Source organism: Pannonibacter sp. SL95, from assembly GCF_026672425.1.
Lineage (GTDB): Bacteria > Pseudomonadota > Alphaproteobacteria > Rhizobiales > Stappiaceae > Pannonibacter.
In genome coordinates, this window is the sequence record NZ_JAPPRC010000006.1 from 803,072 (window position 1) to 829,046 (window position 25,975).

Here is a 25,975-nt window from a genome sequence, read left to right on the forward strand (position 1 = left end):
GCTTCGCCCGATGCCAGAACCCAGACCGGGTCCGCTCAGCCGTCTCAACCTGAACTGGTTGGGGCTGCTGCCATTTGCGCTGTTTGCGCTTTTATTCCTAATCCTCCCGACGATGAAGATCGTGGTCGGCGCGTTCCAGACGCCGGAGGGTGCCTTTACTCTGGATAACATCTATGGCCTCAACACTGAGTCCATTTTGTCGTCCTACTGGGTTTCGATCCAGTTGAGTCTGGTGACTGCAACACTGGGTTGCCTTGTTGGTTTCGCCATGGCGGCTGCGGTGATTTTCGGCAAGCTGCCGGGCAAGATCCGGGGTGGTCTGATGACCTTCTCCGGCGTTGCCTCCAACTTCGCAGGCGTGCCGCTGGCCTTCGCCTTTCTGGCAACGCTCGGTCCGGTCGGTCTGGTGACCATCTGGCTGCGCAACGAGTTCGGCATCAACCTGCGTGCCATGGGTTTCAACCTCCTGTCCTTCTGGGGACTGGTGGTGGTGTATCTGTTCTTCCAGATCCCGCTGATGATCCTGATGATTGCCCCGGCGCTCGACGGTCTGAAGCGCGAATGGCGCGAGGCGGCCGAGATCCTCGGCGCAACGGCCTCGCAATACTGGCGCCTGGTGGCCTTGCCGATCCTGTTTCCGGCGCTGCTCGGCACCTTTGCACTGCTGTTTGCCAATTCCTTCGGCGCCATCGCCACGGCCTTCGCCCTGACCGGACCGCAGCTCAACATCGTGCCGATCAAGCTGTTTGCCCAGATCCGCGGCGACGTGCTCGGCAATCCGCATCTCGGCTATGCGCTCGCCTTCGGGATGATCGTGATCACGGCGCTTGCCAATGGTCTCTATATCTGGCTGCGGGTGCGCAGTGAAAGGTGGCTCAAGTGACCCGTTTCCTTGCCTGGGGCACCCTTCTTTTCGGTTGCACCTTCTTCGCCCTGCCGCTGATCGGCATGACCGAGTTCTCCATGCGCATGCTGCGCGAGGGCTACTCCTTTGAGGCCTATCGCGTCGTGCTTCTGGACGAGCGGTTCCAGCAGACCTTTTCCTATTCGGTGCTGATGGCGCTGGCGACGATCGTCTTCGGCATGCTGCTCGTGGTGCCTACCGCCTATTGGGTGCGCCTGCGCCTGCCGTCGGCGCGGCCCTGGATCGAGTTCATCACGCTGCTGCCGCTGGTCATTCCGGCCATCGTCATCGTGTTCGGCTATATCCGGCTGTACAACACCTCGTCCTGGCTGCCGCTGACCGGCTCCTACACCGGCACCAACATCCTGCTGATGTTCGGCTACATGACGTTGTCGCTGCCTTACATGTACCGGGCAGTGGATACAGGTCTGCGGACCATCGACGTGGCCACCCTGACTGAAGCGGCGCTGAGCCTTGGCGCTGGCTGGTTCACGATCCTGACGCGAGTCATCCTGCCGAATGTGCTGGTGGCGGTGCTCTCCGGTGCCTTCCTGACCTTCGCCATCGTGATCGGCGAGTTCACCATGGCGGCGCTGCTCGACCGGCCGGCCTTCGGACCCTTCATGCAATTGCTCGGCGCGAACCGCGCTTATGAACCGGCGGCGCTGGCGGTGATTGCCTTTGGCATCACCTGGGCCTGCATGGCCCTGATCCAGCTTGCTACCCGCTTCTCCAAACACACACAGGCACAACGCTGATGGCTTATCTGGAGCTGAAAAACCTCAAGAAGTCCTTTGGCCCGACCACCGTCGTGCAGGACTTCAACCTTTCGGTCGGCCGCGGCGAATTCATCTCGCTGCTGGGTCCCTCCGGCTGCGGCAAGACCACCGTGCTGCGCATGGTCGCTGGCTTCGAGACGCCGACGGCCGGATCGATCGTCATCGACGGTCAGGACGTCACGCGGCTGAAGCCGAACAGCCGCAACATCGGCATGGTGTTCCAGGCCTATGCGCTGTTCCCCAACATGACGGTGGCGCAGAACGTTGCCTTCGGTCTCAAGATCAAGGGTATCGGCCGGGCCGAGACCGATGCGCGCGTCAACGAGATGCTGAAGCTGATCGGCCTGCCGGATCTCGGTGGCCGCTATCCGTTCCAGCTCTCGGGCGGCCAGCAGCAGCGTGTGGCGCTCGCCCGTGCGCTCGCCCCGCGCCCGCGCGTGCTTCTGCTCGACGAGCCGCTGTCGGCGCTGGATGCCAAGATTCGCGTCAGCCTGCGCACCGAAATCCGGGAGATCCAGCGCGAGCTGGGCATCACCACGATCTTCGTGACGCATGACCAGGAAGAGGCGCTGTCGATGTCTGACCGGATCGTCGTCATGTACGGCGGCGTGGCGGAGCAGGTCGGCGCGCCGCACGAGATCTACAATCGGCCGCAAACCCGGTTCGTGGCCAATTTCGTCGGGACCCTGAACACATTCGAGGCAACGGTCCGCAACGCAGACGCTGGCACGCTGACGCTGGCGGGCGTCGATGTCGCGCTGCCGGAAGGCGGGCTGCAAGCCAAGGCGGGGGAAAGCGTGACGGTGGCGCTGCGCCCCGAAGCCGTGCAGCTCGGCCGGCGCTCGGACGGTGACATCGTGCTGCCGGGCAGCATCGAGGACGTGCATTTCATGGGCTCGGTCATCCGTCTCAAGGTTGCCGTTGCCGGCAGCACGCTTTCGCTCGACACGTTCAACCGCTCGGATATGCCCCCACCTGCCGTTGGCGCGGCCATCGAAGTGGCCCTGTCGCCCAAGGACCTGATCGTCCTGCAGGGATGAGGACATCCGCATAGGCTCAAACGACAACGCCGGCCCCTTGGCCGGCGTTTCTTGCAAACCGGACGGTTTAGCCCCGTGACAGCATCCAGTTGAGGATCAGGCGCCAGTCCGTCATGCGGATCGGCGTGCCGTGGGTGCCGGTGTCGAACAGGGTGAAGCGGACCGGATAGGTGGGCGAAGCCTTGCGGATCTGCTCGAAGAACGCCAACTGCTGCTGCCAGTCATAGACATTGTCCCAGCTGCCATGGCCCATGTAGAGCGGCACGTGGTTCTCCGCCTTGCGCAAGGTCGCAGACTTCAGGAAGGCGTCGTCCTTCGAGGCGCCGAACAGCAGCACACCCGACAGCTTGCGGGCCTGAGCCGGGTCCTTCAGCAAGTTCCAGCACAGAATGCTGCCCATCGAGCCGCAGGCGACGAAGGTCTTGGCCCGCGGCGAGCGGGCCTGATAGGCGTCAATGATCGCGGCAACGTCTTCCGTGCCTTTGGCACCGAAGTCGGCAAAGCCTGCGGAGATATAGAGGCCGTTGTTGCGCGACATCAGGTTCTTGATGCGGTTGAAGTTGCCGCCGAACGTGAGGTCGTTCATGCCCTGAAAGCGGTTGCCGCCCTGACCGTGGACATAGATCACGATCATCGCCGCGCCGCCCTCGGTCTGACCGGCAGCCATGTATTTGACCGCACGGCCATTGGCCTTCAGCTCAAGGTCTTCCTGGCTCGACGTCGGATGGAACGAGACGTAGTTGCCCCAGACCTCGCGCTCAGGCTCCTTGTCGCGCTGGTGCAGGTCGCGCGCCTTGATGTACTCGACGACTTCGTAGCTGCCGTCCTCATTGCTGGAGATGAGGCGGGGATAGCCGAACAAGTCGTCCTTGTAGGATGGCAGGCTCTGGGCCATGGCCGGGGCGGCCAGCATGGCAAGCGCGGTCAGGCCAGCAAAGGCACTGCGCAGGCCGGCGGTAAGGTGAGATGACATGAGAGTGTCCCTGTGAGCCTGATTCCGGCAACTGCACCAGACATACCCAAGCCTGCGGAGGGGCGCAAACGGTCTGCTGTTCGTCGCGCTCCGGAAGGCAGTGTTGCCGCCTCGATGTCAGGTGTTAACGCCTCAGGGAATGCCGTTTCGGCAGCCTGTGGAAAAACCCCTTGGAAACCCTGTCAGTTCTGCCGCCAGATTGCAGCATTTCGCCCGGGTCTTGCTCGCAAATTATTACAGGTAAATGCAAAATGGCATCAGTTATCGATTTGTTAACCATGAACTATTGAAACTCTGAAGACGCGAAGCTGCCAGCAGAAGGCCACCGGCTTCCGATCTAGGAGACGCACCGATGCCCGTAATTTCCTTCGCAAACGCCAAAGGTGGTGCCGGCAAAACCACTGCGGCGCTGCTCCTGGCGACAGAAGTCGCCGAACGGGGGAAAACCGTCACCATCTTCGACGCCGATCCGCAGCGCTGGATTTCCAACTGGTCCGAGCTGCCTGGCCGTCATCCCAACATCATCGTGCAGAGCCAGCTGTCGCCGGCCACGATCACCGAACAGGTTCTGGAAGCTGCCCAGGAACGCGACTATGTCATCGTTGATCTGGAGGGTACGGAGAACCTGATGGTCGCCAATGCGATCTCGGTGTCCGACCTGGTCGTGGTCCCGATCCAGGGCTCGTCGATGGATGCAAGGGGCGGTGCCAAGATCCTGCGCCTGATCAGCAAACTGGAAGAAATCGTCAAGCACGAGATCCGCCATTGCGTGGTCCTGACCCGCACCAATGCGGCCGTGACCACCCGGGCGCTCAAGGCCGTGCAGGATCATCTGGCGATCAGCGGCATCGATGTGCTGCTGACCCCGATCATCGAGCGCGCAGCCTATCGCGACATGTTCGAATTCGGCGGCGGACTGGCCAACCTGGATCCGCGCACCGTGACCAATCTGGACAAGGCGCGCGAGAACGCGGCGATGTTTGCAGCTGAAGTGCTGGAGCGGGCGCAGGTGCGTCAGGCACGGCGCTGGTACGACTGGTTCAAGAAGGCGTCCTGAACCGGATCGTCATGGAATGAAAACGAGGCCCGGCCGGGGCAGGCCGGGCCTCGCTTCGTTTCGTCGGACCCCACGGGGCGTGTCGCATGGACTGCGGGTAGGGACATCAGTCCATGCGGCGGGCGACGACGAAATTGCGCGGTGGTTTCTTCGGGAAGTTTCCGGCCTCCAGAATGTGGAATCCGTGCGACCGGATCCGCTCCTGCAGCGTTTTCTGCGACAGGAACAGGACATGCGGGGCCTTGCCCATCCGCTTCATCAGCCCGAAGACGGGCTTGAGCAGAAGGAAGGGCGAGTCGGCCAGACAGACGGTCTTCGAGATGAAGAGACCTCCCGGACGAACCCGATCGGCGATGGCGGCCAGCGCCTGGTCGAGATCCCGGACCAGATGCAGGACGTTGAAGGCTGTCACCGCATCAAAGGATCCGGTGGGCAATGTCCCGGGTGACAGCGGCGCGATCTCGAAGCTGACATTGCGCGGCGCATCGGGCGCATTCAGCTTGGCGCGCGCAATGCCGATCATGGCCGACGACACGTCTGTTCCAACAATTTTCCCGGTCGAGGATGCCAGCTCCAATGCGGTTGATCCCGTGCCGCATCCAACCTCGAGCACGCTGCAGTGCGAGGTCAGATAGCTGCGGGTGCGTTCCAGCGTGTACTCGTAGGACGCCATGTCCTTGATCGGGTCACGGGCGTATTTCTCGGCGATCTGATCCCAGAACGCTGCGTCCCTGTGCATGCGTCTTCCTTGCGGTCATTGCTTGGCTCTTCAGTACCGTTATGCAAAAAATTTTGGAATTGCGTAATCTCGTAGAGATGATATGCAAAAATGCATGAATTGGACCAAGCTCGCTTTTGACTGGAACCAGGCCCGCGCACTTGTCGCCGTTGCCGATCTCGGCTCGTTGTCGGCGGCAGGACGGGCGCTGGGCCTCACGCAGCCGACCGTGGGACGGCAGATTGCAGCTCTGGAAGAGGAGTTGGGGCTGGTCCTGGTGGAACGGACCCGGCGCGCGCTGGTGCTGACCGATGCCGGACGGCAGGTTGCCGATGCTGCGCGATCCATGGCGGAGGCCGGGCTGCGCCTCAGTCTGGTCGCCTCAGGTCAGGCGCAGGACGTCACGGGCACTGTGAGCATCTCGGCGACTGACATGTATGCGCACTATGCCTTGCCGGGGATCCTGCGGCATCTCCACGCCATCGCACCTGGCCTGGAGATCGAGGTGATTGCCTCAGACGAGATCAGCGACCTCAAGCAACGCGAGGCGGATATCGCCGTCCGGCATGTCCGGCCCGCCGACGGTGAATTGATCGGACGCCTCGTCAGAGAAGTGACGGCGCATCTTTATGCTGCAAGCAGCTATCTCGATATCCATGGTCGTCCGGAATCCGTTGCCGATCTTGCGGGACAGAGCTTCGTTGCCTTCGGCAACAAGGCCGAGATGGTTCGGTATCTGCAGATGTTCGGCATCAACGCGAGCGAGCGTGACATTCGGTTCAGTTCGGCGAACGGGACAGTGGCCTGGGAGGGCGTGCGCAAGGGGCTCGGCTACTGCTTCATGGCCATGGACTTCGTCCGTTTTGCGCCAGAAGTCGAGGTGGTTCTGCCGGATGTGATCGATGTGAAGTTCCCGATCTGGCTGGTCACGCACCGCGAGCTGCACACCAGCCCGCGCATCCGGCTTGTCTATGACGTGCTGGCAAAGGCGCTGGCGGTCAGGCCCTGAGGCCCTCTCCGATCAGCCGCCGGATTGCCACGCCTTGATCGCCTCGAGCGGGTACAGCAGCATGATGACGTTGAGCGTGAGGTTGTCCCGGATCACCCAGAGGGCCGCGAGTTCGAAGACAATTGCGACAGCCACCGTCACCCACACGGGCATGCGGGCCGCGAATGCAAAGCCGGCCAGCATCCAGAGGATATCGGCGACGGAATTGATCACGCTGTCGCCGGTGTAGCCGACGGCAAACGTGGCCTCACGGTAGCGGTCGATGATCCAGGGGCTGTTCTCGACAATCTCCCAGGCAGCTTCGATGATGATCGCAAGCAGAGCTCGCTCGCCCACGGACCGGGAACGCAGCACAAGCCACAGGAAGCCGTAGAACAGCATGCCGTGGATGATGTGGGAGGGCGTGTACCAGTCGGCCAGATGCTGGGAGCTGCCCGAGACATCGGATGCAGGTGTCCAGAACCTGATCTCCCCGCATTCGCAGATCGGGATCCGGCCCATGCCAAGCAGAATGGCCGCAGTGAGGGCAATCAGACCAAGGCCAGTGAGCCAGACAAGACGTTGGGACAAAAGACGCACCAATCATACGAGAGGGAGGCAGGATTGATGAGCTTGGGCCAGACCGCAGCCTCTGGCAAGGCAGTCCGGCCCATCAACCACATCTGCGTTCGGGTAAAACAGTGCTGGCAAATCGGCGAGTTCCTGACTATTTCCTTGCGCCAGACCCGAACCTGACGATACGGCCCAGGCTGCGCGCCCGGCACATCCCTTGCCGGACATGCGAACAGGCGGCCTTGCCCCAAGGAGTTCCACAATGACCACGGCCGCTGCGCCCTATCTCGCGCGCCGAACCTTTGCGATCATCTCGCATCCGGACGCCGGCAAGACCACGCTGACCGAAAAGCTGCTGCTGTCGGGCGGCGCCATTCGTGCCGCAGGACAGGTGCGCGCGCGCGGTGAACGCCGCCGGGCGCGGTCGGACTGGATGAAGATCGAGCAGGAACGCGGGATCTCGGTGTCGTCCTCGGTGATGACCTTTGAGCGCCGTGGCATCATCTACAATCTGCTCGATACGCCGGGCCACGAAGATTTCTCGGAAGATACCTACCGCACCCTGACGGCGGTGGACGCGGCGATCATGGTGATCGATGCGGCCAAGGGCATCGAAACCCAGACGCGCAAGCTGTTCGAGGTCTGCCGCCTGCGCGACATTCCGATCATCACCTTCGTCAACAAGATCGACCGTGAAGGCCGGCATGCGCTGGAGATCCTCGACGAGATCCAGGAGGCGCTGGCTCTTGACGTCTCGCCGATGACCTGGCCGGTCGGCATGGGCTCCGACTTCTTCGGTGTCTATGACTGGAAAAAGCAGCTGTTCTGCACGTCGAACGGCGAGCGCGGCGGACCCTACACCCAGGCCAAGCCGGTCAGCGGGCTCGACGACCCGATCCTCGTCGACACCGTCTTCGATCGTGTTCTGGCGGAACTTGCCGAAAATGCCGAGCTTGGCGAGGCCGGATACGCCGCGTTCGATCGCGAAAGCTTCCTTGAAGGGCATCTGACGCCCGTGTTCTTCGGGTCCGCACTGCGCGACTATGGCGTTGAGGATCTGCTCGACTTCATCGCCGAGTATGCCCCGGCACCGCATTCCCAACCGGCAACCGGTGGCCGCGTGATTGCGCCGGACGAGCCCGATGTGACCGGCTTCGTGTTCAAGGTGCAGGCGAACATGGACCCCAAGCACCGCGACCGCATTGCGTTCGTGCGCCTGTGCTCGGGCACCTTCAAGCGCGGGATGCGGCTGAAGCATGTGCGCGCCGGAAAATCGATCGCGGTGTCTGCCCCGATCTTCTTCTTCGCTGAGGAACGCGAGATTGCCGAGGAAGCCTATCCGGGCGACGTGATCGGCGTGCCGAACCACGGCCAGCTTCGTGTGGGTGACACGCTGACTGAGGGCGAGGAAATCCACGTCACCGGGCTGCCCGCCTTTGCGCCGGAAGTTCTGCGCCGCGTTCGTCTGTCCGATACGATGCGTGTGAAGCAGATGCGCCAGGGTCTTGAGGATCTCGCAGAGGAAGGCCTTGTCCAGATCTTCAAGCCGGATCTGGGGTCGAACTGGATCGTTGGTGTCGTCGGCATGCTGCAGCTGGACGTGGTCATCGACCGGCTCAAGAACGAATACACGACAGAGATCGGTTTCGAGACCGTTCCCTACACCACCGCACGCTGGATCGAATCCGCTGATCCCTTGAAGCTGCAGAAGTTCATCGAGGCCAACCGCATGAGTGTGGCCCTCGACCGCGACGACAAACCGGTCTTCCTGTTCAAGAGCAACTGGGAAGTGAACTACGTCGGCGAAAAGAACCCGGACATCGGTTTCCGAGAAACCCGGGAAATCGTGCACACGCATTGATACCAGTTGGCTAGACCTGCGCCGCAAGGTGGCCGCGACCCCGTGTTGCGGCCATTTTTATTTAAAACCATTGTTCTTTCTCGCAGGGTTATTTTCGAAGGCAACAGAAAGAGGCGGGATTCGATAAAGTATGTTTGCTAAATAAATCATTTGATAACCATGTTGCTTAAGGATTGACCTCGGGTTGTGCATCTTTTGCGCCTTTGCATCAGGCACATGCATCATTCCGGGGGGCCTGATGAACATGTCTATTGGCAGGAAACTTCTCGCGAGCTTCGCGCTGATTGTAAGCGTTGTCTTCGGAGCAGGGCTCATCACGCATAACGCAGTCTCCAATCTCGGACAGAGCGGGCTCGAGCTCGGCGAGCGCCTTGCGCCGCTCAGCGATGCTGCGATGGAAATCAAGCTGACGGCGACGCATGCGCATCTGCTGTTCGAGGAGATCATGTCCGGTGACGAAGGCGAGGACATCAATCTGGTCTGGGAACTGATCGCCGAGAGCCGCTTCTATGCCAACGCGATTTTGTCGGGCGGCACCAATGATGAAGGCACATTCTATCCGACAAAGTCGGAGCCCGTCCGGCAGTCGATTGCCAAGGTTTTGAAGGGGCTTGAGATCTTCGAGCAGGTTGCGCGTGACCGGCACCAGAACATTGGCAAGGACGTCGCCGGAACGGATGCGGATGAGCGGTTTGATCAGGCCTTCGAGACCTTGATTGCGGAGGCCGACAAGGCAGAGGAGCAGGTCCATGATTATATGGATGCTGCCAATGACCATGTCCGCGCGCTGACCGACAACGCTGGGCTGATCCAGATGGTCTCTGTCGGTGTGACGATGATTGTCGCTGTTCTGGCCTGGTTTTATCTGAACGGTCGGGTCGGCCTGCGCGCTGCTGCGCTGGCGCGAACCGCAGAGGGGCTCGCATCCGGGAACGTTGATACACCAGTGCCGTCCTGGACCAGCACGGATGAACTTGGCCAGCTGCGCGACGCACTGGATGGCTTTCGCGTTGCCCTCAACCAACAACGGGCGCTGGCAGAGCAGGTGCGGGAACGAGAGCAGGCATCGCAGCGCGAAAAAACCGAGATGATGCACACGCTGGCGCAGCAGTTCCGAACCAGCACCGAGCAGTATTTTGTGGCCCTGGCCGACGCGTCGCGCCTGCTTGGCGATGATGTAACGGCGATGGACCGGTCCTCGCGCCACAACGCCGACACGGTCACCAGAACGGCGGACGCGGCGTCGGAAGCATCCAGCAATGTCGAAGCGGTCGCCGCTGCCTCGGAAGAACTGTCTGCCTCTATTGCCGAAATCAGTCGACAGGTGGCAACCACGGCCCAGGTTGTCGACACGGCGACCAACCAGGCCGAAGCGACCAATGCCAAGATCGAAAGTCTCGCAGCAACTGCCGGCAAGATCGGTCAGGTCGTAACGCTGATCCAGGAAATCGCCGAACAGACAAATCTTCTGGCACTGAATGCCACCATCGAGGCGGCACGGGCCGGCGAGATGGGCAAGGGTTTTGCGGTGGTGGCCTCCGAGGTCAAGCAGCTGGCGAGCCAGACCGCAAAGGCGACTGACGAAATCGCAAAGCAGATTTCGGCGATCCAGGCATCAACCGGCGAGGCCGTCGGTGCGATCGAAGCGATCACGCGCACGATGCGCGAGATTGACGAGCACACCTCTTCCATCACCCGGTCCGTCGAGCAGCAGGGAGCTGCAACGGGTGAGATCGCCAGCAATGCTCAGGTGACATCCAGCAGAACCTCGCAGATGGCGCAGGATATGGCCAAGATGCGCAGCAGCGCCGCCGAGGCCAGCCAGACGACGGATCGCTTGCGGGCATCGTCCCGGGCCGTGGCGGATCAGAGCGCGGCGCTGCGTTCAGCCGTCGATGGCTTCCTGAAGCAGCTGGCCGCCGCCTGAGGGCCAGCACTCGCCCTGCCGGCCTGACATTTGCCGCAAAGCGGCTTAATGTCGGGCGCGACAGGGGGAAACGGAATGTTCGACCAGATCTACCAGCGCCGGCTCAAGGCGGATATCGAGACGTGGATCGAACGCGGGTGGGTCAGTCGCGAGGCGGCCGGCCACATCCTGACTGACGTTCAGAACGGCGATGGCCGCAGCCGGTTGCCACTGGCCCTCGCAGCTGTCGGGGTCATCTGCGTTGCTCTGGCGATTGCTGCGTTTATCGCCGCCAACTGGGACGAGATCCCGCGCGTGGTCCGGCTGACCGGCATTGCTCTCACCGTGATCGCGGCCAATGTGTTTGCTGCCCGCGCCGCAGCCAAAGGGCGCTCGGGCATCGCGGATCTCGCGACGGCCTTTGCCGCCCTCGTCTTTATTGGCGGGCTGTCTCTCGTTGGTCAGATCTTTCACCTGCCGCAGGACTGGACGGGCGGAGCATTGCTGATCACCTTCGGCTGCCTCGGTGCGGCCTGGCTTGGCCAGTCGCGCCTGACGTTGGCGCTGGCCGCCACCTCGGCCATCACCTGGCAAATCCTCGCCGCTGAAGCACATCCACCGCTTGGATTTGCTGAAGGCGTGCTCAGCGTGGTGCTGATCCTGGCCATCGGTGCGCATGCGGTTGTCTTTCCGGCCCGGCTGTCGCGCTGGGGTGTCATCTTGCTTGCCTATGTCGTTTTCGGCCGCTGGCTGCTGCTGGCAGCCGAGCAGGGGGCCCGGGAAGAGGGCGTCGTCGCGCTCGGTCTGTCTGTTCTGCCGGCGGCGGTCATCCTGGTCAGCACGGCCATCAGCAGGCTCCGCCTTGAAGGCAGCGCCGCGCGCTGGCGCGACGGCGGGCTGTTGCTGCTGGCGCGCTCGGCCGCGGAGGCCTCGCTGCTGGTTCTTCTCAGCGTGCTCATCATTGCGCTGGTGTTCGCTCTCGACGGTGCAAACCCGCTACCGGCCTCTGCCTATCTGGTCCTGCCGGTCGTGGTGGCCCTGACGGCGATGGTCGCCGGCGCCGTCCTGCTGTTGCTCAACACCGGACGAGATCTTGCCAGCACTCTTGTGCTTGCGGCCGTGCTGGCGTCGGTCGCCAGCGTGATGATGGTCGTGTCCGTACCACATCTGGTGATCCTGATTTCGGCGCTGGGCCTGGCGGCGAGCATCGGCGTGGCCATGGCCGGCGTCGTGTCGCATCAGGGCTTCTGGACCCTGTCAGGCCACGGTGCCTTCACCGTTCTGGCACTGTGGCTGCTGTCAGAGACCATTGGCAGCTTGCTGGGGCAGGCGGTGTTCTTCCTTGTGGCCGGGCTGGTTCTGATCGCAATGGCACTCATCACCGCCCGCAGTCTCAAGGCAGCATCACGGCGCGAAGAGCTGAAGGCAGGTGCGGCATGAGCGCGACTGAAACGATGGCGGACGGCGGAGAGCGCAAGCCGCAGTCCACGGTTTATCTGCGCTGGGGCGTGATCATCCTGCTGCAGTTGGGGCTGATCGCGCTGCCGCTCGTCGAACGGCTGCGCGTCCATCTTCTTGGCCAGGAAGTGCGGCTCGAAGTGCGCCCCGTCGATCCGCGAGATCTCCTTCGCGGCGACTATGTCATCATCAACCTGGCAATCGCGCGACTTGATGCTGCCTTGCCGGGTCTCGAGCGCGTGATCAAGGCCGGAGATCCGGTCTATGTCGAGCTGGCGGCTGACAGCGCCGGTGTGTTTCAGCCGGTTGCCGTTCATACGGCGCCCGAAGCGGCCAAAGGCCCCGTCATCGCCGGAACGGCCCAGTCGTCGCATTCCGCCGGTGCAACGCTTCAGGTCGACTACGGCATCGATGCCTTTTTCGTTCCCGAAGGGGAGGGGCGGGCGATCGAAACCACCGCGCCGGAGCGCATCAATCTGGTCATCTCCCTCGACAAGAGCGGCCGCTCGGCCCCCTTGCGGCTGCTTGTGGATGGGCGCGAGATCCTGAGCGATGCAGGCTTTTGACCCGGCCGCCCCGGGACTGTATGAGGGGCGCCTGACCCTTGACCCGAGAGACTTGCCTTTATGACCGATCCGGTGCTTGAAACCCTGCTGCTGCCGCTGGAAAATGGCACCATCGACCTGCCACCCGCGCCGCAGCGCGTGCTGTTCCTGCGCGCACGCATGGGCAAGGACCTTGGTGTCTTCGACAAGTCGCAGCTTGATCTGGTGCAGAGCTTTGCCCCCGACCGCGAGGCGCTGGCCGCTGGCGGCTATGAGGCGCAGCCCGACATTCGCGGCGAGACCTATGGCCTCGTGCTGCTGCTGCCGCCGCGCCAGAAGCAGGAAGCCCGTGCCCTCATCGCCGAGGCCTTCCGCCGGGTGGCACCTGGCGGGCGCGTCGTGCTGTGTGCTGCCAATTCGGAAGGCGGCAAGGCCTTCGAGAGCGATCTGGCCGATCTCGCCGGAGCGCTGGAGGGCAACCAGTCCAAGGCCAAGTGCCGTGTGGCCTGGGCCTTTCGCGATGATGGAAGGCTGAACACGGGCCTGCTGGCCGAATGGCTCGAGGGTGACGCGGTGCGCCCGATCCTCGAAGGACGCTTTGTCAGCCGCCCGGGCCTGTTCGCGTGGGATCACGTTGACCCGGCGACCGATCTGCTGATCCGCACGCTTCCCGTCAATTTGTCGGGCCTTGGTGCCGATCTTGGCGCTGGCTTCGGCGTCCTCTCATCCGGCGTGCTGGCGCGTTGCCCGAAGGTCGCCGCGCTCGACCTCTATGAGGCGGAAAAGCGTGCCCTCGATCTTGCCCGCCAGAATCTTGCCGCTGAAACTGCGCCGCGCCGGCTGCAGTTCTTCTGGGCCGATGTCACCAAGGGCCTGGGACGGCCCTATGACTTTGTGGTCATGAACCCGCCGTTCCATCAGGCAACCAAGGCAGACCGGACCGACGTTGGCCAGGCCTTCATCCGCGCGGCGGCCAGAGGGCTGAAGCCGGGAGGTCACCTCTGGATGGTGGCAAACCGCCATCTTCCCTATGAGGGTGTCATCAACGAGCTGTTTACGGACCTGACCATGGCGGCCGACGAGGCCGGCTACAAGGTCATCCATGCGCGCAAGGTGCGTGGCAAATGAGACTGGTCAAGCTTCTGTCCAACATGGGCTATGGCACGCGCAAGGAAATCCAGACGGTCATTCGCAATGGCTGGGTGACGGACCGCGCAGGCAACGCCCTGAAGGCCGACGCCCGCAACGAGCACGACGACATCCTGTTCGACGACGAGCCGCTGGACCCGGCGCAGGGCATGGTGCTGCTGCTGAACAAGCCTGTCGGCTACACCTGTTCCACCAAGGATCAGGGCAAGCTGGTCTATGATCTCCTGCCCGACCGGTTCCGTTATCGTAAGCCGGTGCTGTCCACCGTCGGCCGGCTGGACCGGGAGACCTCCGGCGCTCTGCTGTTCACCGATGACGGCACGCTGCTGCACCGCATTATCAGCCCCAAGGCCGAGGTGCCCAAGGTGTACGAAGCCGTGCTGGACCGGCCGCTGAAGGGCGATGAGGCAGCGCTGTTTGCCTCCGGTGGCATGATGCTGGAGAGCGATGACAAGCCGCTGAAGCCGGCAGAACTGGAAATGCTCGGCGAGAAACACGCCCGCCTCACGCTGCACGAGGGCCGCTATCATCAGGTCCGCCGCATGTTCGCCGCAACCGGCAACCACGTGACGGCCCTTGCCCGGGTCAAGATCGGCAACCTCACGCTCGACGGCCTGGAGGAAGGCAAGTGGCGGCTGCTGGATGCAGGCGATCTGGCGAAGGTGTTCGGGGAGTAGGCGGAAGGGCCTTCATGCGCGGATTTTGAGCGGTTGAGGTCGATTGGCATTTGCCAATCGACGCGCGCTTCTGCATCCTTCAGTGCAGGAGGCAGGCGATGTCCCAAAGCACGATCGACCTTGAGTTTGTACTGCGCCAGCAACAGCAGGTGCTCGACGAACTGCGCCTCTTGCGCAAGGACGTGTCCGACATACGCTCGCTGGCGGTGCAGACCGTTGAATACAGCCGCCGAATTGAACGGCGAGTGAGCGAGACTCGCGATGACATCGAGGTCATGCTCAAGGCTGAGCTCAGCGGTCGGCTCGCACACCTCGAGACGACCATCGAAGGCCAGTTGATGACCTTGTCATCCCGCATCGACGAAGCGGTTGCCGGATTTGCTTCGCCGAACTCCTAACCCAGCGATCGTGCCAAGCCCGGCAAATGCCGGACTGTCACCCCTCCGCTTCTTCCTTCAGCATCTCCAGTTCGAGCCACTGTTCTTCGGCTGCGTCCTTTTCGCCGGTGAGCTTGGTGATTTCTGCTGACAGCTTGGCAAAGCGGTCGGGGTTCCTGGAGTAGAGCTGAGGGTCTGCCATTTCGCCCTGGAGCTTTTCCAGCTTCTTCGTCAGCGTCTCGATCGTGTCCGGCAGGGTTTTCAGGAGATGCAACTGGCTGAAGGACAGTTTCGTCTTTGCAGCCGGCTTTGCGGTCGTTGCGGCCGCGGATGACGCGGGAGCGGCAGCCTTGGCCGATTTTGCCTGTGCCTTCTCAGCCTTGCGGGCTGTCACACCCGCGCCGCGCTGGGCCACCATGTCGGAGTAGCCGCCGGCGTATTCCTGCCACTTGCCGTCCCCTTCCGACACGATGACCGATGTGGCCACCCGGTCCAGGAAGTCACGGTCGTGGCTGACGAGCAGGACAGTGCCGTCGTAGTCACTGAGCAATTCCTGCAGCAGGTCCAGCGTTTCGAGATCAAGATCGTTGGTCGGTTCGTCCAGCACCATGATGTTGGACGGGCTTGCGAGCGCGCGCGCCAGCATGGCGCGGGCCCGCTCGCCGCCGGAGAGCACGCCGACCGGTGTGCGGGCCTGTTCGGGCGAGAACAGGAAGTCCTTCATGTAGGCGATCACGTGCTTGGTCTCGGTGCCCAGCACCACGGTGTCGCCGCGCCCGCCGGTCAGGACATTCGACAGCGTGTCGTCCGGGTTCAGGCGCTCCCGCTTCTGATCGAGGGTGACCATCTGCAGGTTGGTGCCGAGGCGGACCGTTCCACTGTCCGGTTCCAGCTCGCCGGTCAGCATCTTCAGCAGCGTGGTCTTGCCCGCGCCGTTTGCCCCGATGAAGCCCACGCGGTCCCCGCGCTGGATCCGGGTCGAGAAGTTGGCAACGATTGCCCGCTCGCCATAGGTCTTTGAGGCGGACTTCGCCTCGACCACGAGCTTGCCCGAGGTCTCGCCCTCGGTCACGGTCAGTTTGGCCGAGCCTTGCGGGCCACGGTGGTTGCGTGCCTTGTCGCGCAGATCGGCAAGCTCGCGCACCCGGCGCATGTTGCGCTTGCGCCGCGCGGTCACGCCGTAGCGCATCCAGTGTTCCTCGCGCTTGATCTGCTGCGCGAGTTTCTGCTGGTCGCGTTCCTCCTGCTCGAACACCTCGTCGCGCCAGGCCTCGAAATGCTCGAAACCCCGGTCCATGCGGCGCGTGGTACCCCGGTCGACCCAGACGGTGGCACGGGAGAGATTTTCGAGAAAACGCCGGTCGTGCGAGATGAGGACGATGGCGGACTTCAATCCCTTCAGTTCGCTTTCCAGCCATTCGATTGCCGGCAGGTCGAGGTGGTTGGTCGGCTCGTCCAGCAGCAGGATGTCCGGCTCGGGTGCCAGCGCGCGGGCCAGCGCCGCGCGGCGTGCCTCGCCGCCGGAGAGGCTGCGCGGATCTTCCTTGCCGGTCAGGCCGAGGACTTCCAGCAGATAGGGCGCGCGATAGGGATCATCTCCCGGCGCCAGTCCATCGTTTACGTAGTCCAGAATGGTGGCATAGGCCAACAGGTCAGGCTCTTGCGGCAGGTAGCGCAAGGTGCGGCCGGGCTGCAGGAAATACTCGCCCTTGTCCGCCTCGATGAGCCCGGCGGCAATCTTCAGCAGGGTCGACTTGCCCGAGCCGTTGCGGCCAACGAGACAGAGCCGGTCCCCTTCCGAAACGCTGAGATCGGCGCCAGTGAGCAGCGGTGTAGAACCAAAGGTCAGGTGAATGTCGCGCAGGATCAGAAGCGGAGGAGCCATGGATGTCCGGACTTGAATGCTGATTTCGGGCGGGAGGCCGCTGGGTCGGGCCGAGAGGAACGCCATCTTGGCTCGCGTTGCAAGAGGCGCAGGGACGCCGCAGGAATGTTTTTTCTTTTTTATCTCGTCACAGGGCAGCTCAGGGGTTGTGGAAAACGCAGACTCGCCTCTGACTGCAACGGCAACCTGCAAATCCCGATTGAAAGATGGTTGTTCAGCCTGCGTTGGGGGTGAATATAATTTCCTGAATGAACCATTAACCGGATGAAAATCGCTTATTCACCTCAAAGGGCGGAAAGCGTCGTTGCGGCACGGTTGATCTCGAAACCGACGCGTGGAATCGTCGGCACCCTACCGGTACAGGTAGCCTTCAATTGCGAAGAGGGGAGACAACCATGTTCAAATCTGCCCGGATGTCCATTCTGGCGACGGCCCTGCTGGCCGCAACCTCGATGAGCACCATGGCCGAGGTGGTATACCACCGCGGCAATTCTGCTGACCCGGAAACCCTGGATCAGCACAAGACCTCGACCGTGTACGAGGCCCACATCCTGCGTGACCTTTACGAAGGTCTCGTTGCCTATTCCGCCGCTGGCGAGATCATCCCCGGCGTCGCCGAGGAGTGGACCACCTCCGCTGACGGCAAGACCCTGACGTTCAAGCTGCGCAAGGATGCCAAGTGGTCGAACGGTGACCCGGTTGTCGCCGGCGACTTCGTCTTCTCCCTGCAGCGCATCATGACGCCGGACACCGGTGCCAAGTACGCCAACATCCTGTACCCGATCCTCAACGCCGAGGAAGTGAACAAGGGCACCGCCAAGCCGGAAGAGCTGGGCGTGAAGGCTGTTGACGACCACACCCTGGAAATCACCCTGAAGGCCGCGACGCCTTATTTCGTCGACCTTCTGGCGCACCAGACCGGCCTTCCGGTCCACCCGGCAACCGTCAAGAAATTCGGCACCGACTTCGTCAAGCCGGAAAACATGGTCACCAACGGTGCCTATGTGCTGAAGGAATTCGTTCCGAACGCCCACATCAAGGCGGTCAAGAACCCGAACTTCCATGACGCCGAGAACGTCAAGATCGACACCGTCTTCTTCTATCCGACCGAAGACCGCGGTGCCGCGCTGCGCCGTTTCCAGGCTGGCGAACTGCACACCAACGACGACGTGCCGACCGAACAGGTCGACTTCATCCGCAAGGAACTGGGTGACCAGTTCAAGGTCGCTCCGTACCTCGGCACCTACTACTTCGCCGTCAACATGAAGGACGAAGCCCTCGGCAAGAAGGAAGTGCGTCAGGCACTGTCCATGGCCATCGACCGCGAGTTCCTCGCTGAGGAAATCTGGGGCGGCACCATGGTGGCGGGCTACTCGCTCGTTCCTCCGGGCATCAACAACTACGGTGAGCCGGCCTTCGCGTCCTACAAGGACATGTCGCAGATCGATCGCGAAGCCAAGGCTGCCGAGCTGCTGAAAGCTGCCGGCTACGGCCCGGACAAGCCGCTGAAGCTCGAAATCCGCTACAACACCTCGGAAAACCACAAGAACACCTCGGTCGCCCTGGCCGACATGTGGAAGCCGCTTGGCGTTGAAGTGTCGCTGCTCAACACCGATACCAAGACCCACTACGCGCATCTGCGTGACAAGGGGGACTTCGATCTCGCCCGCGCTGGCTGGATCGGCGACTACTCCGACCCGCAGAACTTCCTGTTCCTTGTTGAATCCGACAATGACGGCTTCAACTACGCGAACTACAATAACCCGGACTACGACAAGCTGATGGACGAGGCGGCCGCCACGACCGACCTCGAGAAGCGTGCCGAGATCCTGAAGAAGGCCGAGACGGTCTTCATGGACGACCTGCCGTTCATCCCGATGCTGTACTACGCGTCCAAGAACCTGGTTTCCTCGAAGGTCAAGGGCTTCGAGACCAACCTGCAGGACGTGCATCCGACCCGCTTCATGAGCATCTCGGAATAAGACACTAGCCAACAACCGGCCGCGCTGTTAAACGCGCGGCCGGTTTCTTGCGGATGCATTTCGCGCGGGCGGCAAACGCCACGCGCCAACCGATCTCGTCGACGGGGAAAAGATCGGACCGCAGCCAAGCTTGGGCTGAACAAACTCACAAGGGCAGGGCCATGTTGCGCTATGTGCTGGAAAGGCTGCTCGGGGCTATCCCGACGCTGTTCCTGATCATCACCATTTCCTTTTTCCTCATCCGCATCGCGCCGGGTGGACCGTTCGACCTCGAGCGGCCGCTGGAAGCGAAGGTGATGGAGAACCTCAACCGGATCTATCATCTTGATGAGCCGCTCTGGCAGCAGTACCTGATCTACCTGAAGAGCGTTGCCCAGCTCGATTTTGGCCCGAGCTTCTATTTCCGCGACTTCTCGATCAACGAACTGTTCGCAGCCAGCCTGCCGATCTCGATGCAGCTTGGCCTCACGGCCCTGGCGCTTGCGCTGGTCGTCGGCGGCATCCTCGGCGTCGTCGCAGCGCTGCGCCAGAACCATGGCACCGATTACTCGGTGATGGCGGCTGCAACGCTGGGCGTGACCATTCCGAACTTTGTCGTGGCGCCGGTGCTGACGCTGATCCTCGGGGTCTGGCTTGGCTGGCTGCCCGTCGGCGGCTGGAACAACGGTGCCTTCGTCAATACGATCCTGCCCGTCGTGACACTGGCACTGCCGCAGGTCGCGGTGGTCGCACGCCTGACGCGTGGCTCCATGATCGAGGCGCTGCGGTCCAACCACGTGCGCACCGCCCGGGCCTATGGCCTGTCGTCCTGGACAGTCATTGTCGTGCACGCCTTGCGCGGCGCGATCCTGCCTGTCGTGTCCTACCTCGGGCCGGCCGCTGCGGCGCTCCTGACCGGCTCGGTCGTGGTCGAGACCATCTTCGGTATTCCGGGGATCGGGCGTTACTTCGTGCAGGGCGCGCTCAACCGCGACTACACGCTGGTGATGGGCACCGTCGTGGTCGTTGCCTGTTTCGTGATCCTGTTCAACCTGATCGTCGACCTGCTCTACGCAGTCCTCGATCCGCGCGTTCGCTTTGATTGAGGAGAAAGCGTGATGAGTGTCTCCTCCGTTGAAACGGCAGCACTGCCGGTCAAGGGACGTTCCCTGTGGGACGATGCCCGCGACCGCCTGCTGAAGAACCGCGCCGCTGTGGTCAGCATGATCGTGCTGGCGCTGATCACCCTGATCTCGATCATCGGGCCCTGGTTGTCTCCCCATGGCTATGACCAGGTCTACCGCGACTACGTGAAAGTGCCGGCCAGCCTGACCGCCTATCCGTTGCCTGACCAGGTCGAGCCGGCGTTTCTGTCCGCTCTCAAGCGTGCGCGCCTGACCACCGAAGGCTATGCCCGCGAGGGTGACACGGTGTCCGTGCGCGTCTCGTCCAGCCGTGAGATCGATCCGCGGTCCGTGCAATATGTCGATCGCAGCGACATGTTCAAGAACGCGCGCTTCGAGGACTTTGCCGCCGACAAGAAGTCCGCGGTGATGAAGGCGGAAATCCGCCACCTGCACTTCTATTTCGGCACGGACTCCAACGGCCGTGACATGATGACCCGCACCTTCATCGCCGGGCGCGTGTCGCTGACCATTGGCCTGCTGGCGACCATCGTCGCCATCTCCATCGGCGTCGTCTACGGCGCGGCATCGGGCTACCTTGGCGGCCGCGCTGACCAGGTGATGATGCGCGTCGTCGACGTGCTCTATTCTCTGCCTTTCATCTTCTTCGTCATCATGCTGGTGGTGTTCTTCGGCCGGAATTTCGTGCTGATGTTCATCGCGGTTGGTGCGGTGGAATGGCTGGACATGGCGCGCATCGTGCGCGGCCAGACGCTGACCATCAAGCGGCAGGAATATGTGCAGGCGGCCGAGGCCATGGGCGTGTCGAACGGCGGCATCCTGCGCCGGCATGTCATCCCCAACACGCTGGGTCCGGTGGTCGTCTACATGACGCTCCTGGTGCCGAAGGTGATCCTGCTGGAGAGCTTCCTGTCCTTCCTGGGTCTTGGCGTTCAGGAGCCGATGACGAGCTGGGGCGTGCTGATTTCCGAAGGCGCGCGCAACCTGCAAGGGTCGGTGTGGATGCTCGTGTTCCCGTCGATCTTCCTCACGTCCACGCTGTTCGCGCTGAATTTCATCGGCGACGGCCTGCGTGATGCCCTTGATCCGAAAGACCGCTGAGGGAGATGGCCATGACCACCAAACGCGAAACGGTCCTGAAGATCGAGGACCTCAAGGTCGATTTCACCACCAACTCCGGCGCCGTCAATGCTGTGCGCGGCGTCAACATTCACGTTGAAGCCGGCGAAACCGTTGCCATCGTGGGCGAAAGCGGCTCCGGCAAGAGCCAGACCATGATGGCGGCGATGGGCCTGCTTGCCTCCAACGGCAAGACCGCAGGCAAGGTGATGTATGGCGGGCAGAATATCCTCGGCCTGCCGATTTCCCGCCTCAACACCATCCGAGGCAAGAAGATCACCATGATCTTCCAGGAGCCGATGACCTCGCTCGATCCGCTCTACACCATTGGCCGGCAGCTCGCCGAACCCATGGTGGAACATGGCGGCCTGAGCTGGGCGGCGGCGAAGGAACGGGCGCTCGAGCTTCTGAAGCTCGTCAACATCCCTGAGCCCGAGCGCAAGCTGAAGTCCTATCCGTATGAGCTGTCCGGTGGCCAGCGTCAGCGCGTCATGATCGCCATGGCCCTGTCGAACAACCCGGATGTACTCATTGCCGACGAGCCGACAACCGCGCTGGACGTGACCACGCAGGCCCAGATCCTGGAGCTGCTGGCTGATCTGCAGAAGCGGCTCGGCATGTCGGTCGTGTTCATCACCCATGACCTCGGCATCGTCCGGCGCATTGCCGACCGTGTGTATGTCATGCGCCAGGGCGAGGTGGTGGAAGAGGGGGAAACGGCGAAGATCTTTGCCGCGCCTTCGCATCCCTATACCAAGATGCTGCTGGATGCAGAACCGGAAGGGCACAAGCCCGCGGTCTCCGACAGCCGCCCGGCGGTCATCGAGGGCCAGAAGGTGCGCGTCGAGTTTGCGCTCGGCGGCGGGCTCCTGACCAAGCCCTTCATCCTGACGGCGGTCAACGATGTGTCGCTCGTGCTGCGCGAAGGCCAGACGCTCGGTATCGTGGGCGAAAGCGGCTCGGGCAAGTCGACACTTGGCCGTGCGCTGCTCGGCCTGCTGCCGGCTGAAGGCCGGGTGATGTTCAAGGGCCAGCAGATCAGTGGCAAGAGCCGGGCAGAGCTGCGCGGCCTGCGCAAGCACATGCAGCTGGTGTTCCAGGACCCGTTCGGGTCGCTGAGCCCGCGCATGACTGTTGGCCAGATCATCACCGAGGGTCTGTTGGTGCACGAGCCATCGCTCGACTGGGCCGAGCGGGATCGCCGTGCCTGCCAGGCTCTGGAGGAAGTGTCGCTGGATCCGGCCATGCGCAACCGCTATCCGCACGAGTTCTCCGGCGGCCAGCGCCAGCGCATCGCCATTGCCCGTGCCATGGTGCTGAAGCCGGAGCTGATGGTTCTGGACGAACCGACGTCAGCGCTCGACCGCACGATCCAGAAGCAGATCGTCACGCTGCTGCGCGACCTCCAGGCCGCCCATGGCCTGACCTATCTGTTCATCAGCCACGACCTGGCCGTCGTGCGCGCGATGGCCGACACGGTCATGGTGATGCAACATGGCAAGGTGGTGGAAGCAGGTCCCACGGAAGCCATCTTCGACGCGCCGCGTGAGGATTACACGCGCAAGCTGATCAAGGCGGCGATGCTGGAACCAGTCGCCGCCTGAACGGGCAGGCGACATGATCGGTGCATGCAAAACGGGCGGCCCATCGGGCCGCCCGTTTTTGTGTTGGCTGCTGTCTGCCTGACAGGCCGCGCGTCCTGTTGTCGGTCAGGTCAGTGCGGATCGAGCGCAAAGGCGGGGGCTGGCGACGACAGCACCAGCGAGAGGTCCTCGCCGAAAATTCGCTGGAACATCAAGGGTGCAAAGGTGCGGATGTTCGACATGATATGCTCGCGCATGCGCAACTGGCACATAACAGGATCGCCGTCTTCCAATGCCTCGATGATCTCGCGGTGAGGGTCGGGGCGCAGGTCGCGCCACAGATCCTGGCCGCGGCGCTGCGAGATCGTGTAGCGATGCAACTGCAGCAGGATGCGGCTGAGCATCGGCATCAGGTTCGGCATATCCGCCTGTTCGAACAGGCGCATATGAAACGCCCGGTCGAGCAACACCATGTTGTAGATGTCGCCGGAGGCTTGGACCATCCGGTATTCTTCAGCTGACCGGGTGAGAAACTGGCGAACGTCAGGATCCAGCCGCCGCGCGGCCCGATCAATTGCGGCGCACTCCAGTTCCAGTCGCAACCGAACGAAAGCTTCCGCCTCCGCTTCCGACAACTGTGTCACGTAGGTCCCCTGATAGCCCTTCCGGTCTACCAATCCGTCCTGCTCCAGACGCAACAAGGCTTCGCGGACCGTGCCTTGCGAGCAGGAATAGTCCTGGGCGATGGCCTGCTCTGTCAGGATGCTCGACCCTGTCAGTTCACCAAGAACCATGCGCCGCTTCAGGTCGCAATAAACGTGATTACTCTTGCGACCGCCTTCGATCGCATTGAGGCCCTGCAATGTTACAAGCTGGGCCGAGGATGACGTATCGGTCATGCCTCCTCCCCTGGCTGTACCGTCACCTCTTTGTCCGCACTGACGGTTGGTTCCTGCCAGGTCGGGCTAAAGGGTGGGTATGGCGCATCAAGTTTGCGGACAGAAAGGAAGTCCGCGTTGTTACAGATGAAAAATAAAAGCAACATCAGGTGGATGATACGCACCCGACACGGTTGCGCCATCCGCTTTATGGCTTAGTTCGGGCTCGGCAGATAACTTTTTCGCGAGGTGCTGACGGGGCCGGGCTTACGCTCTAAAGACCAGAGCGCTGGATAAGCCCCAGCCAGTTGCGCCATGCGATCTTTGCGATCAGTTCCTCGCCATATCCGGCTTTCCGGAAGGCTTCGATGAGCGCGGGCAGGCCTGCGACGTCGCCGATTGCGCGCGGGACGACGCAGCCGTCAAAATCTGAACCCAGTCCAACGTGGTCTTCGCCGAGGCGTTCGATCAGATGGTCCGCATGGCGAACGATCGTTTCCAGCGGCGTATCGGAATTGTGCTTCCCATCCTCGCGCAGGAAGGCAACGTGGAAATTGAGGCCGACAATCCCCTTGCTCTCGCCGATGGCATCAAGCTGGCGATCGGTGAGGTTGCGAGCGCTGGGGCACAGCGCATGTGCGTTGGAATGCGAAGCGACAAGCGGCCGCTCGCTGAGCGCGGCGACATCCCAGAAGCCCTTTTCCGTGATGTGCGACAGGTCAATCAGCAGGCCGAGACGATTGCAGTGCCGGACAAGGTTTCGGCCGTGGTCGGTCAACCCGTCGCCCGTGTGGGGCGAGGAGGGGAACGCCATCGGGACACCATCGCAAAAGATGTTGCGCCTGCTCCAGACCGGTCCGATCGAGCGCAGGCCTGCGGCGTAAAGCACCTCGAGTGCTGCAAAGTCCGGATCGATGGCCTCGGCGCCCTCGATGTGCAGCACCATCGCCAGCTGCCCGGCATCAAGTGCGGACAGGATGTCGGCGTGGCTGCGCACGATCCTGACGGCGTCGGGAGCTGACCGCTCCAGGCGATAGGCGCGGGCCATCATGCGCAGCGTGTAGTCAAGCGCGTCGACTTGCGACACGCGCCCGTAATGCCGCGGATCGGTATTCGACAGGGAGCGGATCTCGGCCTGGCTGCGGACCGATGGCACGAACATGGCGAACAGCCCGCCGACGAAGCCACCCTTGCGGGCACGCGGCAAGTCGATGTGATCCTCGACGGCCTCATCGAAAAACGATCTTGGCCGTCCGTCGTCCTCGCGCATCTCCAGTTTCAGCAGGGTGTCGTTGTGGCCATCGAAAACGGGGACGAGCGGCAGCGAATTCGGCGAATCAGTCACTGATCTGGCTCTCGGCTGAAACGGGGAGGGGGAGGGCGTATAGCAGGATGGGTCCTGCGACCATAAGACACCGCTCGCAAAGGGCTGGCAAGGGGTTGAGGCTGCACGCGTCACGCGCTTCTGTGGCGCGGATGTGACGGCCGCCACATCGTCGCGCGGTTTTGATCATGCCAGAGCAAAGGACCATTGCCTTTTGCCCGGTTCGCAGCGCAAAAGGAGCAATATTTCATGCCTCGTGGATTTCGAAGGTGACGTAAATGGCAGTCGATGGTGCTGACGATACCGCAATGACGCAAATGGCCATGAGCCGGCGGAGCTTTCTGACGGGAACGACCCTGTTGCTTGCTGGCGCTCTCGCCGGCTGCCAGACGGTTGGTGTGCCGACCGTTGTGGGTCTGCCCGGACAGCCGCCGCTTCCGGACGAGAAGTTCGACTATGCGCTCGCCTATGCGGCGCGCAAGGACGGCGAGTTCGAGATCCCGGCAATCAAGTATCAGAATTTCGACCGCAAGTTCTGGCGTCAGGTCGTGCACTATCCCAACGATCTGGATCCCGGTTCGATCGTCGTCGACCCGCACAACCATTTCCTCTACTGGACGCTCGGCCGCGACAAGGCGATGCGCTATGGCATCGGCGTCGGCAAGGCCGGCTTTGCCTGGTCCGGCGTTGCCGTGATCCGGATGAAGCAGGAGTGGCCGCGCTGGTTCCCGCCGAAGGAAATGATCGCACGCCGTCCGGAACTGAAGAAATACGACAAGGAGCCGATGGAAGGCGGGCCGAAGAACCCGCTCGGTGCCCGTGCGCTCTATCTCTGGCAGGGCAACGTCGACACGCTGTTCCGCATCCACGGCACCACCGAGCCGGACAGCATCGGCAAGAGCGTGTCCAGTGGCTGCATCCGCATGTGGCATCAGGACGTGATCGACCTGTACCAGCGCGTGCCGATGAAGACGCATGTCTTCGTCATCGGCGCGGATGGCTCGATCCCGAAGGCACCGCCGAAGCCGCAGGAGCCGCTTCTGACTATCCCGAACTGATCGGCTCGCGCCCAATC

General features: G+C 62.5%; 23 protein-coding genes. 17 read left to right on the forward strand and 6 right to left on the reverse strand.

Going from position 1 to position 25,975, the window contains the following annotated elements; genetic code table 11:
- Positions 1–10 precede the first annotated feature (10 nt).
- The 3 genes from OVA12_RS20745 to OVA12_RS20755 are packed head-to-tail and all read left to right on the forward strand — an operon-like array spanning position 11 to position 2,723.
- Positions 11–883 (forward strand): ABC transporter permease, encoded by an 873-nt coding sequence (locus OVA12_RS20745; RefSeq protein WP_268140547.1) that lies wholly within the window; start codon positions 11–13, stop codon positions 881–883.
- The gene (locus OVA12_RS20750) at positions 880–1,662 is read left to right on the forward strand and encodes an ABC transporter permease (protein ID WP_268140548.1); all 783 of its coding nucleotides are present in this window, start codon (positions 880–882) and stop codon (positions 1,660–1,662) included. The genes OVA12_RS20745 and OVA12_RS20750 overlap by 4 nt, the downstream gene beginning before the upstream one ends.
- Positions 1,662–2,723, forward strand: coding sequence for an ABC transporter ATP-binding protein (locus OVA12_RS20755; protein WP_268140549.1), 1,062 nt, complete (start codon positions 1,662–1,664; stop codon positions 2,721–2,723). The genes OVA12_RS20750 and OVA12_RS20755 overlap by 1 nt, the downstream gene beginning before the upstream one ends.
- Positions 2,724–2,790: 67 nt before the next feature.
- Here OVA12_RS20755 and OVA12_RS20760 read toward each other — a convergent pair whose 3' ends face one another.
- The gene (locus tag OVA12_RS20760; RefSeq protein WP_268140550.1) at positions 2,791–3,696 is read right to left on the reverse strand and encodes an alpha/beta hydrolase; all 906 of its coding nucleotides are present in this window, start codon (positions 3,694–3,696) and stop codon (positions 2,791–2,793) included.
- A 352-nt stretch (positions 3,697–4,048) separates the two neighbouring features.
- On the opposite strand from OVA12_RS20760, the gene OVA12_RS20765 reads away from it, so the two are divergent.
- Positions 4,049–4,753, forward strand: coding sequence for a ParA family protein (locus OVA12_RS20765; RefSeq protein WP_268140551.1), 705 nt, complete (start codon positions 4,049–4,051; stop codon positions 4,751–4,753).
- A 106-nt stretch (positions 4,754–4,859) separates the two neighbouring features.
- Here the strand turns inward: OVA12_RS20765 and OVA12_RS20770 are convergent, their stop codons facing one another.
- Positions 4,860–5,492 (reverse strand): class I SAM-dependent methyltransferase, encoded by a 633-nt coding sequence (locus OVA12_RS20770; protein ID WP_268140552.1) that lies wholly within the window; start codon positions 5,490–5,492, stop codon positions 4,860–4,862.
- A gap of 94 nt (positions 5,493–5,586) precedes the next feature.
- Between OVA12_RS20770 and OVA12_RS20775 the strand changes: the two genes are divergently transcribed.
- Positions 5,587–6,480: a LysR family transcriptional regulator gene (locus tag OVA12_RS20775; protein ID WP_268140553.1), complete on the forward strand. Its 894-nt coding sequence runs from the start codon at positions 5,587–5,589 to the stop codon at positions 6,478–6,480.
- Between the two features lie 12 nt (positions 6,481–6,492).
- Here the strand turns inward: OVA12_RS20775 and OVA12_RS20780 are convergent, their stop codons facing one another.
- A complete protein-coding gene (locus OVA12_RS20780) occupies positions 6,493–7,050 on the reverse strand; it encodes a DUF2585 domain-containing protein (protein ID WP_268140554.1) in 558 nt (185 codons plus the stop codon).
- 244 nt (positions 7,051–7,294) lie between these two features.
- On the opposite strand from OVA12_RS20780, the gene OVA12_RS20785 reads away from it, so the two are divergent.
- The 7 genes from OVA12_RS20785 (at position 7,295) to OVA12_RS20815 (ending at position 15,026) form a co-directional block, all read left to right on the forward strand.
- Positions 7,295–8,893 (forward strand): peptide chain release factor 3, encoded by a 1,599-nt coding sequence (locus OVA12_RS20785; RefSeq protein ID WP_268140555.1) that lies wholly within the window; start codon positions 7,295–7,297, stop codon positions 8,891–8,893.
- A gap of 244 nt (positions 8,894–9,137) precedes the next feature.
- Positions 9,138–10,820, forward strand: a complete 1,683-nt coding sequence (locus OVA12_RS20790; RefSeq protein ID WP_268140556.1) for a methyl-accepting chemotaxis protein — start codon at positions 9,138–9,140, stop codon at positions 10,818–10,820.
- A 75-nt stretch (positions 10,821–10,895) separates the two neighbouring features.
- Positions 10,896–12,239 (forward strand): DUF2157 domain-containing protein, encoded by a 1,344-nt coding sequence (locus tag OVA12_RS20795; protein WP_268140557.1) that lies wholly within the window; start codon positions 10,896–10,898, stop codon positions 12,237–12,239.
- On the forward strand, positions 12,236–12,823 hold the full coding sequence (locus OVA12_RS20800; RefSeq protein WP_268140558.1) for a GDYXXLXY domain-containing protein: 588 nt from the start codon (positions 12,236–12,238) through the stop codon (positions 12,821–12,823). The genes OVA12_RS20795 and OVA12_RS20800 overlap by 4 nt, the downstream gene beginning before the upstream one ends.
- Positions 12,824–12,883: 60 nt before the next feature.
- Positions 12,884–13,930: a class I SAM-dependent methyltransferase gene (locus OVA12_RS20805; protein ID WP_268140559.1), complete on the forward strand. Its 1,047-nt coding sequence runs from the start codon at positions 12,884–12,886 to the stop codon at positions 13,928–13,930.
- Entirely contained in the window at positions 13,927–14,628 is a 702-nt protein-coding gene (locus OVA12_RS20810; protein ID WP_268140560.1) for a pseudouridine synthase, read from the forward strand. Before OVA12_RS20805 ends, OVA12_RS20810 begins: the two co-directional genes overlap by 4 nt.
- A gap of 98 nt (positions 14,629–14,726) precedes the next feature.
- The gene (locus tag OVA12_RS20815; RefSeq protein WP_268140561.1) at positions 14,727–15,026 is read left to right on the forward strand and encodes a hypothetical protein; all 300 of its coding nucleotides are present in this window, start codon (positions 14,727–14,729) and stop codon (positions 15,024–15,026) included.
- Between the two features lie 37 nt (positions 15,027–15,063).
- On the opposite strand, the gene OVA12_RS20820 is transcribed toward OVA12_RS20815, so the two are convergent.
- Entirely contained in the window at positions 15,064–16,890 is a 1,827-nt protein-coding gene (locus tag OVA12_RS20820; RefSeq protein ID WP_268140562.1) for an ABC-F family ATP-binding cassette domain-containing protein, read from the reverse strand.
- A 395-nt stretch (positions 16,891–17,285) separates the two neighbouring features.
- Here OVA12_RS20820 and OVA12_RS20825 point away from each other — a divergent pair, with 395 nt between their 5' ends.
- The 4 genes from OVA12_RS20825 (at position 17,286) to OVA12_RS20840 (ending at position 22,719) form a co-directional block, all read left to right on the forward strand.
- Positions 17,286–18,872: a peptide ABC transporter substrate-binding protein gene (locus tag OVA12_RS20825; RefSeq protein WP_268140563.1), complete on the forward strand. Its 1,587-nt coding sequence runs from the start codon at positions 17,286–17,288 to the stop codon at positions 18,870–18,872.
- Positions 18,873–19,033: 161 nt separating this feature from the next.
- Positions 19,034–19,957 carry an oligopeptide ABC transporter permease OppB gene (oppB, locus tag OVA12_RS20830; RefSeq protein WP_268140564.1) on the forward strand — a complete coding sequence of 308 codons (924 nt, stop codon included), beginning with the start codon at positions 19,034–19,036 and terminating at the stop codon, positions 19,955–19,957.
- A gap of 12 nt (positions 19,958–19,969) precedes the next feature.
- The gene (locus OVA12_RS20835) at positions 19,970–21,097 is read left to right on the forward strand and encodes an ABC transporter permease subunit (protein ID WP_268140565.1); all 1,128 of its coding nucleotides are present in this window, start codon (positions 19,970–19,972) and stop codon (positions 21,095–21,097) included.
- Between the two features lie 11 nt (positions 21,098–21,108).
- A complete protein-coding gene (locus tag OVA12_RS20840) occupies positions 21,109–22,719 on the forward strand; it encodes an ABC transporter ATP-binding protein (RefSeq protein ID WP_268140566.1) in 1,611 nt (536 codons plus the stop codon).
- Positions 22,720–22,829: 110 nt separating this feature from the next.
- On the opposite strand, the gene OVA12_RS20845 is transcribed toward OVA12_RS20840, so the two are convergent.
- Together OVA12_RS20845 and OVA12_RS20850 are read right to left on the reverse strand one after the other, a co-directional pair.
- Entirely contained in the window at positions 22,830–23,597 is a 768-nt protein-coding gene (locus OVA12_RS20845) for a GntR family transcriptional regulator (RefSeq protein ID WP_268140567.1), read from the reverse strand.
- A 253-nt stretch (positions 23,598–23,850) separates the two neighbouring features.
- Entirely contained in the window at positions 23,851–24,921 is a 1,071-nt protein-coding gene (locus OVA12_RS20850) for a dipeptidase (RefSeq protein ID WP_268140568.1), read from the reverse strand.
- 257 nt (positions 24,922–25,178) lie between these two features.
- Between OVA12_RS20850 and OVA12_RS20855 the strand changes: the two genes are divergently transcribed.
- Positions 25,179–25,958 carry a L,D-transpeptidase gene (locus tag OVA12_RS20855; protein WP_268140569.1) on the forward strand — a complete coding sequence of 260 codons (780 nt, stop codon included), beginning with the start codon at positions 25,179–25,181 and terminating at the stop codon, positions 25,956–25,958.
- Positions 25,959–25,975: the final 17 nt, after the last annotated feature.

Coding starts and splice junctions, on each gene's coding strand:
- OVA12_RS20745 (WP_268140547.1), top strand. CDS start 11: ATGCCAGAACCCAGACCGGGTCCGCTCAGCCGTCTCAACCTGAACTGG.
- OVA12_RS20755 (WP_268140549.1), top strand. CDS start 1,662: ATGGCTTATCTGGAGCTGAAAAACCTCAAGAAGTCCTTTGGCCCGACC.
- OVA12_RS20760 (WP_268140550.1), bottom strand. CDS start 3,696: ATGTCATCTCACCTTACCGCCGGCCTGCGCAGTGCCTTTGCTGGCCTG.
- OVA12_RS20765 (WP_268140551.1), top strand. CDS start 4,049: ATGCCCGTAATTTCCTTCGCAAACGCCAAAGGTGGTGCCGGCAAAACC.
- OVA12_RS20770 (WP_268140552.1), bottom strand. CDS start 5,492: ATGCACAGGGACGCAGCGTTCTGGGATCAGATCGCCGAGAAATACGCC.
- OVA12_RS20775 (WP_268140553.1), top strand. CDS start 5,587: ATGAATTGGACCAAGCTCGCTTTTGACTGGAACCAGGCCCGCGCACTT.
- OVA12_RS20785 (WP_268140555.1), top strand. CDS start 7,295: ATGACCACGGCCGCTGCGCCCTATCTCGCGCGCCGAACCTTTGCGATC.
- OVA12_RS20790 (WP_268140556.1), top strand. CDS start 9,138: ATGTCTATTGGCAGGAAACTTCTCGCGAGCTTCGCGCTGATTGTAAGC.
- OVA12_RS20795 (WP_268140557.1), top strand. CDS start 10,896: ATGTTCGACCAGATCTACCAGCGCCGGCTCAAGGCGGATATCGAGACG.
- OVA12_RS20800 (WP_268140558.1), top strand. CDS start 12,236: ATGAGCGCGACTGAAACGATGGCGGACGGCGGAGAGCGCAAGCCGCAG.
- OVA12_RS20805 (WP_268140559.1), top strand. CDS start 12,884: ATGACCGATCCGGTGCTTGAAACCCTGCTGCTGCCGCTGGAAAATGGC.
- OVA12_RS20810 (WP_268140560.1), top strand. CDS start 13,927: ATGAGACTGGTCAAGCTTCTGTCCAACATGGGCTATGGCACGCGCAAG.
- OVA12_RS20815 (WP_268140561.1), top strand. CDS start 14,727: ATGTCCCAAAGCACGATCGACCTTGAGTTTGTACTGCGCCAGCAACAG.
- OVA12_RS20820 (WP_268140562.1), bottom strand. CDS start 16,890: ATGGCTCCTCCGCTTCTGATCCTGCGCGACATTCACCTGACCTTTGGT.
- OVA12_RS20825 (WP_268140563.1), top strand. CDS start 17,286: ATGTTCAAATCTGCCCGGATGTCCATTCTGGCGACGGCCCTGCTGGCC.
- oppB (WP_268140564.1), top strand. CDS start 19,034: ATGTTGCGCTATGTGCTGGAAAGGCTGCTCGGGGCTATCCCGACGCTG.
- OVA12_RS20835 (WP_268140565.1), top strand. CDS start 19,970: ATGAGTGTCTCCTCCGTTGAAACGGCAGCACTGCCGGTCAAGGGACGT.
- OVA12_RS20840 (WP_268140566.1), top strand. CDS start 21,109: ATGACCACCAAACGCGAAACGGTCCTGAAGATCGAGGACCTCAAGGTC.
- OVA12_RS20845 (WP_268140567.1), bottom strand. CDS start 23,597: ATGACCGATACGTCATCCTCGGCCCAGCTTGTAACATTGCAGGGCCTC.
- OVA12_RS20855 (WP_268140569.1), top strand. CDS start 25,179: ATGGCAGTCGATGGTGCTGACGATACCGCAATGACGCAAATGGCCATG.